The 15,278-nt window shown below is 38.5% G+C and carries 11 protein-coding genes and 3 pseudogenes; 12 read left to right on the top strand and 2 right to left on the bottom strand.

The features are described 5' to 3' along the window. The first annotated feature begins 51 nt into the window (after positions 1–51). A pseudogene (locus tag F9B85_RS14985) lies at positions 52–1,008 on the top strand (IS3 family transposase). Between the two features lie 763 nt (positions 1,009–1,771). Here F9B85_RS14985 and F9B85_RS10750 read toward each other — a convergent pair. Further along, positions 1,772–2,668, bottom strand: coding sequence for a thermonuclease family protein (locus F9B85_RS10750; protein WP_151620776.1), 897 nt, complete (start codon positions 2,666–2,668; stop codon positions 1,772–1,774). A gap of 573 nt (positions 2,669–3,241) precedes the next feature. On the opposite strand from F9B85_RS10750, the gene F9B85_RS10745 reads away from it, so the two are divergent. From F9B85_RS10745 to F9B85_RS10690, 11 genes and pseudogenes are all read left to right on the top strand, one after another. Further along, the gene (locus tag F9B85_RS10745) at positions 3,242–6,223 is read left to right on the top strand and encodes a dynamin family protein (protein ID WP_151620774.1); all 2,982 of its coding nucleotides are present in this window, start codon (positions 3,242–3,244) and stop codon (positions 6,221–6,223) included. A 46-nt stretch (positions 6,224–6,269) separates the two neighbouring features. Further along, positions 6,270–6,610, top strand: a pseudogene (locus tag F9B85_RS10740) (transposase); the annotation flags it as partial. A gap of 500 nt (positions 6,611–7,110) precedes the next feature. Continuing rightward, positions 7,111–8,472, top strand: a pseudogene (locus tag F9B85_RS15050) (IS1634 family transposase); the annotation flags it as partial. A gap of 239 nt (positions 8,473–8,711) precedes the next feature. Next, positions 8,712–9,575 (top strand): tyrosine-type recombinase/integrase, encoded by an 864-nt coding sequence (locus F9B85_RS10725; RefSeq protein WP_170270444.1) that lies wholly within the window; start codon positions 8,712–8,714, stop codon positions 9,573–9,575. Positions 9,576–10,110: 535 nt separating this feature from the next. Continuing rightward, positions 10,111–10,425, top strand: coding sequence for a hypothetical protein (locus F9B85_RS10720; RefSeq protein ID WP_170270442.1), 315 nt, complete (start codon positions 10,111–10,113; stop codon positions 10,423–10,425). Between the two features lie 107 nt (positions 10,426–10,532). Further along, positions 10,533–11,807, top strand: a complete 1,275-nt coding sequence (locus F9B85_RS10715; RefSeq protein ID WP_151620768.1) for a copper amine oxidase N-terminal domain-containing protein — start codon at positions 10,533–10,535, stop codon at positions 11,805–11,807. Positions 11,808–12,182: 375 nt separating this feature from the next. After that, a complete protein-coding gene (locus tag F9B85_RS10710) occupies positions 12,183–12,365 on the top strand; it encodes a ComEC/Rec2 family competence protein (RefSeq protein WP_151620765.1) in 183 nt (60 codons plus the stop codon). A 108-nt stretch (positions 12,366–12,473) separates the two neighbouring features. Continuing rightward, positions 12,474–12,701, top strand: a complete 228-nt coding sequence (locus F9B85_RS10705) for a DUF3006 domain-containing protein (RefSeq protein WP_207707098.1) — start codon at positions 12,474–12,476, stop codon at positions 12,699–12,701. A 580-nt stretch (positions 12,702–13,281) separates the two neighbouring features. Next, complete coding sequence (locus tag F9B85_RS10700; protein ID WP_151620763.1) at positions 13,282–13,500, top strand: hypothetical protein; 219 nt, start codon at positions 13,282–13,284, stop codon at positions 13,498–13,500. A gap of 100 nt (positions 13,501–13,600) precedes the next feature. Next, positions 13,601–13,786 carry an aspartyl-phosphate phosphatase Spo0E family protein gene (locus tag F9B85_RS10695; RefSeq protein WP_151620761.1) on the top strand — a complete coding sequence of 62 codons (186 nt, stop codon included), beginning with the start codon at positions 13,601–13,603 and terminating at the stop codon, positions 13,784–13,786. Further along, positions 13,783–14,136 (top strand): DUF5658 family protein, encoded by a 354-nt coding sequence (locus F9B85_RS10690; protein WP_151620759.1) that lies wholly within the window; start codon positions 13,783–13,785, stop codon positions 14,134–14,136. Before F9B85_RS10695 ends, F9B85_RS10690 begins: the two co-directional genes overlap by 4 nt. Before the next feature lie 701 nt (positions 14,137–14,837). Here F9B85_RS10690 and F9B85_RS10685 read toward each other — a convergent pair. Next, positions 14,838–15,236, bottom strand: coding sequence for a PBECR3 domain-containing polyvalent protein (locus F9B85_RS10685; RefSeq protein ID WP_151620757.1), 399 nt, complete (start codon positions 15,234–15,236; stop codon positions 14,838–14,840). Between the last annotated feature and the right edge of the window lie 42 nt (positions 15,237–15,278).

Below are 15,278 nucleotides of genomic sequence, written 5' to 3'. Positions count from 1 at the left end.
AAGAGCCGTATGACATGAGAGTGTCACGTACGGTTCTGTGAGGGTCTGAGGGTGAAATTCCCTTGGTCTACTCGACTTCGCAAATCAACAACATCGGAAGTAAAGTGCCGGTTTATCCGGGACAATAGCTCCAAACATTCGGTGGCGAAGATGTGCAGATTATTTGAGCTACCTCGGAGCAATTATTACGCCTGGTTAAACCGAAAGCCCAGCCGTCGTAAAAAAGATGATTTAAAAGTCTTAGAGTTAATCAAAGAAAGTTACCAATCAAGCAAAGGCATCTATGGTTTGGACAAGATCCTAGCTGACGTTCGAAAAACAAGACGATGCAGTCGCAAAAGAGTACACAGATTGATGCAAGAAAACGGAATTCGCTCAGTAAGAAAAAGAAAGTTTAAAGCTACAACCAATTCAAATCATAACTTGCCTGTTGCAGAAAACTTGCTAAACCAAGACTTTGAGGTTGATGCACCTAATAAAGCATGGGTTTGTGATATCTCATATGTGCAGACTGACGAAGGCTGGAACTATCTAGCTACCGTAAAAGATCTGTTTCATAAAGAAATTGTTGGCTGGGCCATGAGCAGCACTATGACCCGAGATTTAGTTATCCAAGCATAAAAAAATGCTATCAAAAAGCATCGTCCCCCGGCAGGTCTCATTAACCATTCCGATCGAGGAAGCCAGTATTGTAGCAGAGACTACCAAGCTTTGCTTACAAAACATCAGATGCGACCAAGCATGAGTCGTAAAGGAAACTGCTACGACAATGCACCGGCTGAAAGTTTCTTTAGCACTATTAAAACAGAGCTAATCTATCTACAACGGTACAAAACACGTGAAGAAGCCCGAAAAGCTGTTTTTGAATATATCGAGATATTCTATAACCGAAAGCGATTGCATCAAAGCCTCGGTTATCTTTCCCCTAAAGAATATCTAGAAGAACATAGGAAATCTAAAAAGCAAAAAGTAAACTCGAAAGTGCAGACTCTGGCGTCGACCGCCTAATTGATGCGTCCTTCATACAGAAAGACGACTGTCAAGGGTCGCCGAAGGCGAGGCGAAGCCCTCAGCCCTTGACTGGCGGCTGGCTGTGTGAGACCCTGCAGGCGGCGGTGACGCTGATGTTGATTAACATAAAGATTCAGGAGAATTGTAACTTTAAGCAATCCTGTGAACGAACGAGGAAAACCACACTTATAGGTGTCTAATAAACCGGGAAGACCTCAAGGATTAAAGTTAAATGGCAATACTGTGAAGTTTCCCAATGCGAAGAGTTAGAATCAAAATTATATGATAAATATGGCCCCAATTTCCCTTGGACAGAAAGAAGACCTAGAAGCAACAGAGACACAATAAAACTATTAATATAGAATGATTTAGTAGGAGAAGGCTAAACATTGTGGGAACCTAGAACGAGGTCCAATAAAGCAATGAATCATTGAAGGGGAGCACTCTATACCACAAGAAGCATCTACTGGCATGTATACCGCGGAGCCAAAAGTGTTGACTATTCAGGCCAGAGTGAGAATGTGGGCCAGCCTATTACGTCCTTCGCTCAAGCACTGAATGAGCGCTAAAACCATTTACCACTGGATGAATAAACATATTTTGAGGCCACAGAAACCCGATGGAATAGAACCTTTTGATCGCAAGCACACGGCCTTTATTCATTAGAAACATCGCGAGAAGATGGGTAAGCCAGAATAGAATGCAAATTTAAACCCATAAAAGACCAACTGAAGCAATTGTAGCCTCAGTTGGTCTTTTATTACCGCTTGCTTGCACGGAAACCAGCCGAGCGAGCTTCCTCTTCCGTAAAGAACCAAGCTTCTGGTACTGTCTTTTCATAGAATTGGCCGCCAGGAACGTGATAAATCTTTTCTCCCTTGCTATTTATGTTGCCTTTGATCGTCTCTCCGTTTGGTCCAGGCCCTGTGGTGGTTGCGGTGGATGAGTTTGTAGGGGTAGAAGTCGTTTTTACTTCATTGGAAGTATCGTTACTGCCTAGACCCCAAAGACCCGCCTTTCTTTCCCTTGCTTCTTTTACATAGGTGCGGAAAAGGTCTGCGTACTTTACGTTCGGCGGAATGGTCAACTGCTGACCATAACCCCGTAGTAGAAGATGGGCGTTAAACAATTTCTGTCGCACTTCTTGATCTGAATCATTTGCTGGTTTAGATAGCCATACATAGGCAAGTATTCTGCCGTATCTATCTCTTGGTTGAACATCGAGCTCTAAGAAAACCTTCTTCCCGGCCAGTGTATTCTTAGTAAATTCAGAAGCTTCAGGACCATAAGGCTCTACAGGCTTGCTAGGATGTTTGGTCTCTGGGGTGTCGACTCCTGTTAGCCTTACCGTTTCTTCTTTTCCTTCTAAAGTAACCTTGATGGTGTCGCCATCTACTACTCGAGTTACCGTTGCTTCAATTAAGGAGAGCGAAGAATGTATCGTAGATTGATTTGATGTAGAGATTGTAGATGAAGAGGGAGCAGCAGTAGTAGTAGTGGTTTCAGTAGGAAGAGCTTGGCTATCACTTTGTTCAACTGCTTCAGATTGTGAGGGGAGACTTACCGATGTCTCTTCATTAATGTCATTGGAATTACAGCCAATAGGAAGAAGCATGACAGTTACAACAAGGAAAAGTAATAGTATTTTCTTCTTCATAATACATAGCCCTCCAATTGTTCTTTATGTAAAGATAGCCTTGAATTCTAGACCGGAATCCACAAATCCTGCTCTAATAGGAACACAACAATTGCTGGTATAGAGGAAGTTTTAGTTAGTTTTTCACGGAAAGAGCGTCTTATAAAAATATCAGAAAGCAACAAAATTCGACAGGGTTTTAGAGCTTGAAGTGGTACAATAAGTACAAACTTAAAAATCTTTCAAGAAAAACCAGCCCAAAGTTGTTCCTAGCAACTGGGTGCTGGTTTATGTTTTATTAGCCGAAAAAGATTGCTCTATCGACTAGTGATTTTATGGAAGTATCCGGTCAATAAGGATGTGAGAATATATTCGGGAAGGAAAAAAGGAAAATAAAATATGCACTTGATGAATTCATCATTTGTTTTGATAGTAATATATGGGCTTGACATGTACCTGCTTTTCGGACACTTGTCGACTTTTGTCGATTCATGTCAAAGAAAATATTGTCCTATCAACCACAACGGGAGATGTTGTGGTTGATAGGACAGTACCTCAATTGTAATTTATCAAATCTGATGGAGGGGGAGCTTTATGCAACAAAAAGATATACTCTCATTACGAACAATAGATTTATCTTCAGAGTATACTGAGAAGAAAGCTACTGAAAAATATGAATTTGAGCTTAGTGTTTGCTCGTTATTAGCGGGTATTGCTCACTTGGATGGTTGGTTGCTTCCTAGCAAATTCCAATTGTATCGCAATGCAGTCATGAATTTGTTCGGAAAGAAAATAAAAGATGATGTGATGCTCAGGGTAGAAATATTGAAAATCTTTATAAACCCACCCAAAATTCAGGATACCAGTATAAAACTAATCAATTTGATAAACAAACTTCATGTTACTTTAAGAACAAGGGAAATAGTAATAGATTATGCGTTAAAGGTAATTAAAGAAAATAACAAAAATAGATCAAGAGCAATAAAAATACTTAAAAAAATAACTGAAGATTTAAATATTACAAATAGTGTGTTGTTATTAGAAATTGAAAGTATCGAATCCTTAATTAATGAAGAGGAAAAGATGGTCTTTGAAAACGAAAACAAACTTGAGTCAATAAAGAACGATTCCCCATTGAATTGGGAAGAAAAACAATTCTTGCATAACAAACATTATAATTTCGGGCTAAAATCAATTAAGACAAGCAGGGAAATCGAAAACATGAAGAGCAAAGATTTTATAAGAAAAACAAAAATGCTTGCAACCTTAATAAATAGTGATAACCTATCGCAAAGAGTAATTGAATTTCATAAACAAATTGAACCTAACCCATATAAAGTTGTTCTTACTGGAGAGATTAAGCACGGAAAAAGCACAATATTCAACAGGATTGTAGGGAAAAACCTAAGTCCTATAGGAGAAGCTACTGCAACAACTGCTGTAGTCGTAGAAATGTACTATTCTGATGAGCCAAATTATGAAGCATGGTGGATGAATAGTGATACCCTTGATAATATATTAAGGTTTACTTCAGACAATAATGATAGTAACCATGTAAAAAAATACGTTAAAAGGATTCAAGAAATCGTAAATTCTGGAGGGTATAAGCCAGGAGAAAAAATTACGGCAATATCATCTTTACTAGATGTGAAAGATTACATAACTGCTCATGGAGACTATGCCTATTTAGTTGAAAAAGCCCGTTTCGGCTTACCGCTAGAATGTTTGCGTCATGGTATTACAATAGTAGACACTCCTGGTATTAATGATCCTATTAAAGTTCGCGATCATATAACACTTGAACAAGCTAAGTATGCGGATTGTATTGTGTTCGTAATGAGAGCTGATAAATTCGGAACCGAATCGGAACGGATATTTCTATATAATTTGATGGAGAAAGGAAAAGCTACAAACTTAATAATCTGCTTGACACATATCGATAGACTTTCGTCAGATAATGAAAGAGCCCGTGTGCTTAAAGAGGTAGAAAACTGGGTAAGAATGGTATCGCCAAGAACAGAGAATGACAACTTAATGAAAAAAATAAAAATATTTGCTTTTGATCCTCGGAATACAAGTGATAATAAAACAGTTTCGCATGAACAAACAGATGATTTCAACTTATTCTTTAACGAGTTGTCTAGTCTTGCATTAAATTCAAAAAGAGATTCTAATTATATTGACTGGATTACGAGTAAAAGGAATTTCCTTTTAGAGCTTTCCAGAGAAGAATCTGAAACGTTTTTACACAAAAGTAATGAGCAGTTTATGAATAATCAAACGCTAGAGTTAATGGAAAACTTATCAAATAGGTTTTTTGAATTATCTCAGTCTAACTATCAACAAATCCAGTCAAGGTTAAAATCTATTAAAGAGCTTATAGTTAGAGATCATAGTAGGGCTAAAGAAGATATTGATAGAACAAAAAAAGAAATAATTGAAGCTATAAGAAGTGCCATAGAAACTAGGGTTCGTGAATTAGGCAAAGATTATGCAGGCAAGGAAAAATGGGATTCCTTTAATAGGACTACGGCTGCGTTATTGGTGCAAAAATATGTTTATGAAATGGATAATCGTCTGAACAATGATTTTGAATACTGGAAGAACCGCACAGAGGAGTTATTCGATGAGGTAGATTTAATAGTAAAAAGTAGTCTTGATAGTTATAAAGGGATTCAAAAAGATTACAACGATTTATGCAATATCAGTCATACAAAAACGGTTGTATTATGCAAAGTAGATAGTACTCTTAACGGAACTGGAAAGTTCTTATCCTATGGAACAGCTTACATAATAGGTGGTGGTGTTACTGCTATTATTAAGTTAATAGGAACCGCCTCCACAATAGCATTTCCTCCAGCAGGTATTATAATAGTTTCAGCAGTTGTAGCAGGAGGGTTCATTGCTAAACTTGTGAGTAAGCCTGAAAAACAAAAACACGATTATATAGAGAAAATGGTAAAAGAGGCCGAAACTAATATTAACAAACGATTTGAAATGTATGAAGAAAAGATAAAGGAAGCGTATTTAAGCCTTTGGGATTACATAACTCAAAGTGTTGAGGTGCGATATAGGGAGCTTGCAGAAAATATATACGCAGATTCAAGTGAAGCAAAGCTTCAAGTTGAAATATCGAAAAGAATAAGAAATGATTTATTTATGTTCGTACAAGGTCAAACGGGCTTAAGTTTTCAAGAAAAAAACGTTAACAGTATAAATAATAGTATAAGATTTGATGACGGTAAAGAACAAGAGAATAAAATAAATTTTGAAGTTGAGGAATGTAATATTAACGAAACAGTTGCATTTGCAGAGAATGAAACTGTAACAGGGAAAAATAAATTAGATGAGAATACCAATGTGTCGGAAGATTATAATGATCGTGACAAATTAAATAATATGAATATTATCGCAGAAACCAAAAAGCTCGGAGTTACGAAAGCTTTAGCCGCTACGAAAGGGGTTGGCACTCTACTATCTTCATTAGGTAATAATATTGATGGTAAAGTCTCGAGTATACTTCAAGATAAGGGGATAAAAGAAAAAATAAAAAATATAAGGGGCAATAATAATTGAAAAAAATAAAAACTAAATTACCAAGGGGTGAACCTACCCCGCCAACTGGACATCCTTACCTTACTCTCCTGAAACGATCATCAAGCTTTACCAGGATCACGGGACTTCTGAGCAGTTTCACAGCGAAATAAAAACAGACTTAGATCTCGAGAGAATGCCCAGTGGCAAGTTTTCCACCAATGACTTGGTTCTACATTTAGGTATCTTCACCTACAACTTGTTGAGAATCATAGGCCAGTTCAGTGTCTAATCCCTACACCCCTTGAGAAAAAAAGTATTCAACGTAGAAGAATTAAAACCATCATCCAGAATCTCATCGTTCTTGCCAGTCGATTGGTTTACCATGCTCGACGGTGGAAGTTACGATTGGCCAGCCATAGCCCCTAGTTTATGACATTCGAACGACTCTATATGGCCTTTGCGTAAAAACGAAGAAGGATTTTTATAGTTCAACCAACTATTAGAACCTCAAAATAATACTTTTTGTGAGGCTTGTTAATAGTACTCTTTTAGGACCGAAATATTGTGAATCAACCAAGCAGAATCCATTAAGGATAATTGATTCAATTATTTCTAAGTCTTAGCCTTTACGGCGAGTAATTTTACACATTATCAAATTTTTGATGCGGATTCAGAATATATTCTATAGGGCTAAAGCTGCTTCGTTTTTTCTGATTCAACTTTCCTTCCTCATCAACAGATTCAACCATTTCTCATCGCTTCTGTTAGGCCGAACATCTCTTGTTTACCATATCTGAAGAATGTCTAATTGACGATGATGACAAGAAACGTTTTGAATGTTTCTTCATTATAGTTATTGAACAATCGACCATTTCTCTCTTTTTCGCCTTCCCCATACTTAAAAGAAGCATAGAAGATAGCATCATCTTTCTACCAGCATCCACCGTTTTTTAGGAGATGGAGATACCTCTACGGAGAAAGATGCTGTCAAGGCTTCACCTTTAGAAATGCTGACGAGTAAAGATTTAGGAGGTTCGTGGTTTCTAGATCAGCTTTGGAAGAGAATCGGTGTTGATAAAGCACTGATGAATATAATTGAGGACCGCCAGTTTCGTACTCCTGTAGAAAGAACGATTTTTGCCATGGTAGCCAATAGAGCCTTGAATCCATCTAGCAAGCTCGGCTTAGAGCACTGGGTAGAGCACGAAGCAGTGATTCCACAGCTAGATAGAATGGAAGCTCAACATTGCTATCGAGCCATGGACTTTCTACTTGAGTCGGAAGAAACCATTCAGCACGAAGTCTTTAACGCTGTGGCTGATCTGTTCAACCTAGAAGTGGACTTGTTATTCTTTGATACCACCTCTACCTATTTTGAAACAGAAGGATTAGAGGATGACGACTTCAGAAGAGAAGGTCATTCCAAAGACCATCGCCCAGATAGGCCGCAAGTAGTCATTGGTCTAGCTGTCACCCGTGAAGGAATTCCAATTCGTTGCTGGGTCTGGCAGGTAACACCAATGATATGACTGTCATTCCAGAAGGTGAAAAAAGACTTAATCGGCTGGAAACTCGGTCGTGTTGTTACTGTTGTTGATAGAGGCTTTTCCTCTGAAGACAACATACGTTACCTACAAAGAGCTGGTGGTCATTATATTGCCGGAGAAAAGCTTTCTGCCGGCAAAAAAGCTGTAGAAGAAGTACTTTCTTACCCTGGACGTTACAAGACCATACGCGAAAACTTGAAAACAAAAGAAGTTATTATTTGTAATAGCGAAGCTCGCATTCGATATGTTCTTGTTTATAATCCTGATGAAGCAACAAGAGATAAAATGACTCGCAAGAAGCACTTAGAACATATTGAAGCGAAACTACAAAGATTAAAAGAGTTAGATGGTGATGCTCACACCAAAACCCACTGTCGTATCTACAGCCACCGAGTCTACAAACAGTTGCTAGAAGTAGAAGCGGCTTTTCGTACCATCAAAACAACTTTAGAACTTCGTCCTGTTTATCACCGTAAAGAAGAGCGAATCAAAGCTCATGTACTCTTGTGTTGGTTGGCTCTAATCTTAATTCAACTGGCTGAAGTTCAGACAAAAGAAACTTGGAGAGACCTTCGGTTAGAGTTGCAAAAACTTCATCTAATTGAATATAAATCGGAAGACGGTAGAGTATGGCAACGTCTTAAAATTACACAAAAACAAAAGTATATATTTGATACTCTAAAACTCGAAGAACCGCCGTTAATATGGGAAATTTGCCTTCGAAAAGCCCAAAAATCGTAGACACACGCCAAGTTATCCACAAGTGCCCTCAGCCCTTATCCCCATTGGCCTGAAGGCACTTTGTGTGTCTACCGACTGTCGAAGACGGGGTACGCGTACGAAATATTTTAAAGTAGAAAAACTTCCTAGAACCAAGCCTCTAGGAAGTTTTTCTTTTTTTATGCTATACAAAACTTCCTAGAACTCGTAAAATAGGCATGAGAATACACTTCCTAGAACCCGAGAAAGGAGCGAGCGCTATGTTTACCGAATGGCTTCAACAAGAAGGTAAAGATATAAAAACAATTCAATCATATAACCAATCTTTCACTGAATTAAAAAAATGGCTAGAAGGAAGATATGGACACTATGCTTACGACCAGGTGACACCACTGGATTTACACGATTGGATCAGTCACATGCAGACTGTACAAAGACTGGCCCCGGCGACGATAAAAAAGAGAATTGCAGCCGTTAAGGTTTACTGGTCATATCTGATAGATACAAAACAGACAGCTTATGATCCTACTAGAAAAGTAAAAGCAAAGAGAGTAAGGGAGTCAGAAGTAGCACCTAGATGGTTGACCAGACATGAACAAGCAAAACTTTTAATGACAGTAGAAAAAGAGAAGCGAGAGTTCAACAGGATAAGAAACTTAGCCATCGTACAGTGCATGATTCAGGCAGGGTTGCGTATTTTTGAAGTTGTTGCTCTGGATGAGAGCGATGTGGACTTAAATCGAAGAACCTTGGTTGTTCGACGAGGAAAAGGGAACAAATATAGGGTTGTACCTATTAATAAGGATCTTTATCGTACACTGCTTGCTTGGCGAGATAGTGTTCAATTGGAAGGGCCACTGTTTATTTCACAGCAGGGAAAAAGACTTACAGAACGTTCAGTTCAATATGCACTACGGCATTATTATGATCAGATTGGTTTAGAGGATGCTACAGTACATAGCTTGCGGCATAGCTTTTGTAAAAATTTGATTAATGCAGGGCAAGCTATTCAAGTGGTAGCGCAATTGGCCGGTCACTCTTCTATAGAAGAAACTCGGAGATATGTCACTGCTAGTAAAAAGGAACTTCAAAATGCCGTAGAGAGAATTTCATGGGAAAAATAAAGAAAAAGATGTATATTATGATTCCAGAGAGCCATTGTTCCGGTGGTAGCTGAGCCACTTCATATTACTTGTCAACTCAGAGACTGGATCGCTTCTCAGTCCAGCTATATTAGCTCTTTACTGCTTATGATTAAAAATCAAGGTCGTTTTTCTATTTTTAACGTGGAAATTAAGGGGGAAAAATGTAAATATGTCGAAAGATTGGAAAGGGAAGCCCTTCTTATTCTAATTGTTGAGCGGTGAGATTGACTATGCAATCTAAAGGACCCCGTTTCCTTACAATCACACTAGGAGTTAATAGAAAAACGATATACGGCACTTTAGCTGCTTTTCTATTACTTTTAGGCGCTCTATTTCTCGCCATTTTTGAGGTTAACACACCTGCACGTATATACGATGAACTTCCCAGCAGCTTCATAACGATCAACTACCGTTGGGATGATCAGCCTTGGCCACAACATAAGTCGAAGATAAAACTAGCAAACGGCCACATCCTGGATTGGCACGATATGACCGTCAATGAAGCGGTTGGCCTGTGGGCGAGTGTATGATCGCTAAAGGATTACCAGCTAAGACACTTAACCGAGTCTGGGTTATTGTATTACCGACAGACAGCGTGCCCCTTCGTGATTCTTTTGGAACTGTGTTTCCTGTAACCTGGGGTTATGTCGTTGTTTTGGTAGGGCAGTCAAGAGGTTTTAAACCTTACATACCAGAATCTTTTGCCCATGTAATAGGTTATGTTTACGATTTTCATTTTATGGATAACGAAAGTCGGATAGAGTGGATGAGTGAAAATGGTTTTGAAGATCGAAGGATAGAAGAACGGACAATAGGTGGTATCTATTAGTCCACGTGAAATATTTGTAGATTGGACCATGGAGAAGTATGGAATTGAAATCGTGAAATCAATCGATATAAGGTAGTTCCTTCAAAAACTTTTACGAGGTGATTAAGATGAAAAAAATTCTTTCAATCTTGACGTCGACCATAATTACGGTGTTAATGGTGTCAAGTGTATCCACTACAAAAGCTGAGGCAAATCTTCGGTATGATTTTACAATCTACGTCAATAATGAACAAGTTAATTTTCCTGATCAAAAGCCTTATATTGACACAAGGTTTAACAGAACTTACGTTCCGATTCGTTTTGTTACCGAAGCATTAGGAGCAAATGTTCATTGGTATGAAGAACGTAAAGAAGCTGCAATACACAGGCAAAACCAGTGGGTTATAGTCAAACCTGGCTCGAATCGGATTCATGGTACAGTAAAATCTAATACTATCGATGCTCCTGTTAAGCTAGAACACGGTCGCATAATGGTTCCTTTGAAATTTGTTAGTGAAGCTTTGGAGTCGACAGTGAAGTGGGATAATGTAAATCGTAGAGTGTTAATCATAGATGAAAACATTCCTTCAACCTATTATAAAGAAAAAATTGAACAAGCCTTAGGTGTTTCGATGAAATTAAACTATTCAGCAAGTGAATTTGGGTATGGTCGGGGCACGTGGCCAGAGAGGGAATTTTGGGCAAAAACTTACGTAAATGGTAATGGTTACGATTTGGGATTTGAATATGGGAGAAATGTTGAAAGTGTAGATATAGCTTCGATACATAAATCACTCTATCATCTAGTAGGTGAAAATGATACGAATCGTATTATGCCTACGGTAGAGGAATTCGTTAGTCTACGTAAAGAAAAAAAAATTCCTCAAGAAAAGTCTAAAAAGTTTACTTTGCAAGACGGAAAGAGTTTATATGTTTTTGGTAGCTCTTATAAAGTGCAAATAACTATGTTAGAAAGCGAATACAAAGAAAAATTAGAACAAGTTTGGGGTGTAGAATTGAAAAAAAACACTTCAGACAATTGGGTGCATCTTTTTGAAACCACAAGAGACAACATGCTCCCTCGTTCTTTTCCACAAGGTTCAGTTCGAGCAGATGGTAGTGGTTATAATGTTGGAATTGTGTGGCATCCAGGGGTAGGCAATACAGGGGTTCCTGTTGAAAATATTGACACAAAACCTATTTACGACGCCATTGTTGCTTTCCATGGAAAGCAAATCGCGGATCGCATCATACCTGCAGTCAATAGAATTGCCCGCGAACGGCAAAAAGAGCTTGTTTATAGAGGTCATGAAACCTTTGTAGTTAATGGGAAGAATTTACACGTTGGCACAGGTGATTCTTACTTTGTGTTCGTAACATATCCAACTTTTCCAATACAATAGCAGGAAAGTATTTGTGGCGGGGGGTGCTCTCCGTCACTTCTTTTGTCTCATCACTCATTCAGTGTAAGGGCTAAAGATTGGAAGGTTAATACATCTGGACGATATTAAGAACACGCTTATAATTTTCAACTGGATACTCCGGAGTAAAATGAGCCACTATTCCGGTTTGTTTGAGCCACCCTTTCGGAAGCTGAGCCACTAACGGCAAAGTGCATTATTTACAGCATGTCGCACAAACACCGCCGCCTGGATTGTCCATCCGAACCAGCCGTCTGTAAACCACCAGAGCCACAAAGAAATGCTAACGATAGTTCTGCTTACCGATGGTGATATTTCATTCATGTTAACAGGTGACCTAAAAAAGATTCTGAAGAAATGATGATAAAATACGCTGGCGAAAGGCTCGGCAGCACCATTATAAAAGAGGGTCACCACGGTTATAGCACATCAACGACGAACCACTTTCTTCAGGCTGTTATTCCTGAAGTAGCAATTATTCAAGTAGGTGTAAATAATTGTTATGGGCATCCGCATAGAGAAGTATTAGAGCTACTATAGAGCACAAGTATAAAAACCTACTGCAAAGATCTACATGGTGATATTGTAGTCAAGACAAATGGGAATACTTATACCGTAATAATAGAAAAGTAGAGAGCAGGTGCTGAATTGGAAATCGAGGCTTCTATAGATCGTTTTGAGGGATATTACGCTGTTCTTTTAGTCGGTGAAAAGGAAGATGTAATAGACTGGCCAAAAAGCTTGTTGCCGATGGGAGCTAGCGAAGGTGATGTAATCACTATTAACATAGCCATTGACAGAGAGGAAACCCAGGCTGGCAAAAAGAGAGTAGAAAGTCTACTTGAAAAACTGAAAAAGAAGAACCAGGGTAAGTAAAATGTTATCGAATAAATCTTGCCCCTATTGCGGAAAGACCTTTATGCCTAGAAATGCACAGCAAGTAACTTGTGGTCAACCTGAGTGTAAGCAAGCCCGGCATAAAGAAAAGCAAAAAGCCTGGTGGAAAAAGAGGGTTAAAATAAATCAAAATATTAAATGTATTTGTCCCTACTGTGGCAAAGAATTTCCTCCTCATCGTGCAGGGAAGATAAAGTATACATGTGGTGAGAGAGCCTGTTGTTTATACATATCGGAAAGAGTGGCAAGCTAAAAAATCAAAGGAAGGCGTTTGTATTCGATGTTACCAAAGGGAATCTATATCGGGAAAGAAATACTGTTCTGTTTGCGCGAAAGTAGAATCTGAGCGTGGAAGAGCATTGTTTCACGATCCATCGGGGCATAGACGAAAGCAATTGTACGAGTGGCAAAAGAAAAAATATTGGGAGAGGGCTGCCGAGGGTGTTTGTGTCAAATGTGGTTCGCCAAAGCTTGTAAGTTTAAGGCTCTGTTCAAAATGTTTAGGTAGGATGGCTAGGTATTGGAAGCGAACTGGTCGGACAAAAAGGTGGACACGAAAATGATTGCGTTAAATTTAATGGGAGCTGGTATCATGGCACAAGAAAGGATTTCAGAAGAAGACATCCAGGATACCACACAAGAGATCATACGGCTTCAAGATGAATTAAAGAATGCTTCAGAGAAAGAGCAAGAGGAGTTGCAGAAGAGAATTAAAGAACTGCAGATAAAACAACTGTGGCAGTTAGACAAAATAGATTATTGGAGTAATGGAAATTAATTATCATTATAGGAAAAAGAAAAAACTTTCACCTAAAAAGAGGAATTTGCTGTTATTTGTCGAAACAGATAAATAATTCCTCACAAAGGGGTGAGAGTACATGGGTGAACAACTATCTTTGCTAAAAAGAATCAATCGAAAACGTCAAGCTATGTATGAGGCGTTTGAAAAAGGCGTTAGTAGCAAAGAGCTGTACAAATTATCTTGTGAAATGGACAAGTTAATCGTTGAATATATGCGGAAATATCAGCAATCGCCACGGCATGATTTGGTAGAGGCGGTATGAGTATAGAAAAGAAGAAAGCACATGGGTTAAATACCTATGTGCTTTCGCTGTATTGGCGACTATTTCTTCCAATATTGTTAGGGATGAATATGTTCGATTGGGGTGCTACTACCTGGGGAATCAACAAAGGATACATTGAAGAGGCCAATCCATTGACAGTTATCATGGTGGAAGAGCATCCATTTGTTGCATTGCTTCTAAAAGTTCTATTCTCATTTGCTTTAGGATTGCTGCTTCCTCGATTATGGTACAAGGAGCAGAAACAATGGTTTATGGTGCTCTCGATGATAGTTCTTGGCGTTTACCTGTTAATTACAGTTCTTCACCTATATTGGTTAACATTGTTGTGAAAAAGCTTATGGAATAGAGGTAGGTGATGTCCTTAGTAACCTAGAATCAGAAAATAGTAAGTTTTGAGATGTACGATAAAGTTATTGAAGGGGCTGTATTACCAACTCGTAGCCGAAAGCCCTTGGCTTTAGCCATGGGGATGAAGGCGGTTTCGTCGTTATTCTTCTGTGCTATAATGCAAATAGATGTAGGCCAAGGTGACAGCATTTTCATCATTTCACCTACTGGCCTTTACCATGCTTCTTAGAGCACATTGAGGTTGCTGGAATTCAAGTTTCTGAAAGTGTACAAGAACATCTAATCAAAGAGCTAGAGGGAACAAAAGAATCACTCAAATGGCATGAAGATATTATTAAAAACCTCCACTAAATTTAAGCGATCTCGCTAAACTTGGCGAGATAGTTATTGTCGTCTAGTCTATGAGTTCAAAGCATTTGTGCAAGAAAATATTTGAGATTAAAGATAGTTGCCATTATTTACGAGTGATGATTTAATTATTTTAAAATTTAAAAGCACCAGAACTTGATTATCTGGCGCTTTTAACGCGACAAGCTAATGGCCGGGCGGCGTATCCGGCATCTCTGTTGACTCACCTAAAGGCAAGCGCGTGGGGAACCTTTCCCACCTCAAAAGCTTGTCAATATAAACGTATGTCGTTCAACTTAATTTTAGCACTGTAAAATTTACTTTACAAGAGGAATTATTTGTAAGGAACTATCCTGCCTGTTCTTAATCTTTTCTGTATCTTATGTTCAGCATTGTCTAGATCGTAAAAAGAAGATAGATACAGGTACCCTTTAGGTGATAGTTTAACCGCAACAAGCAAGGTAGGATTCAATCTTTTATAAAGCTCTATACTAGCAGGCTCTTTAGGATTTTTACCTATGTAATCAGGAGCTACGATAATTTCAGGTATAAAGAAGTAATGGATTTCAAAAATATCTGCATGCTTCTTCTTGATATGTTTAATAGCGCCTGGGTAGATATACACCGTAGCCTCAGGGAACTGCACACCTACAAGGCTCTTTACTTTTTCTAGATCAAGTTCACCGACTATTTGAATATCTCTCGATGATGGATCGAAAATTCTTTTTTTCATTGCTATAGCGTACCTTTCCATAACTACTTAAATTAGTATACC

The sequence above is a fragment of the Heliorestis acidaminivorans genome (genome assembly GCF_008933955.1).
Classification (GTDB): Bacteria; Bacillota; Desulfitobacteriia; order Heliobacteriales; family Heliobacteriaceae; genus Heliorestis; species Heliorestis acidaminivorans.
The sequence above is the reverse complement of the archived record's forward strand: the minus strand, read 5'-3'. Positions and strand labels throughout refer to the sequence as shown.